Origin of the sequence: Pseudoalteromonas aurantia, from assembly GCF_005886875.1 — a bacterium.
Classification (GTDB): domain Bacteria; phylum Pseudomonadota; class Gammaproteobacteria; order Enterobacterales; family Alteromonadaceae; genus Pseudoalteromonas; species Pseudoalteromonas aurantia_A.
Map to the genome: position 1 here is coordinate 1 of NZ_PNBY01000170.1, position 423 is coordinate 423.

Annotated in this window: 1 protein-coding gene; it reads right to left on the bottom strand. The window is 53.4% G+C overall.

The features are described 5' to 3' along the window. On the bottom strand, positions 1-423 hold a 423-nt coding region (locus CWC18_RS20280; RefSeq protein ID WP_138676004.1), incomplete at both ends, for an AMP-binding protein.

Consider the following 423-nt stretch of genomic DNA (forward strand, 5'->3'; position numbering starts at 1 on the left):
GTCTTCGACCCCTTTCGGCGTGCCTGTTGACCCTGAGGTATACATCACATAACTGGCACTTTGTGCGTGTCGCATGGCTACACTGACAGGTGCACACTGTACTGCTTGCGTTTCTAAAAGAGACCATGGCAGTACATGACAAGCCTCGAGGCCCGCGGTGTCACACAATGTATCGGCGCTGATCACTCGGCTGACTTGTGCATCTTCCATCATGAAGCGAATACGCTCTTGTGGATACTGCGCATCCACTGGGACATAACACGCCCCGGCCTGCACCACGGCTAAAATTGCCAGTACGGCATCCATTGAACGTTCAAACAACACCCCAACCCGCTCATTCGGCTGTACGCCTTGAGCAACCAATGCACCCGCTAAGGCTTGCGCTTGTGATTGTAGTTCGGTGTAGCTATAGGTTGTGTGTGC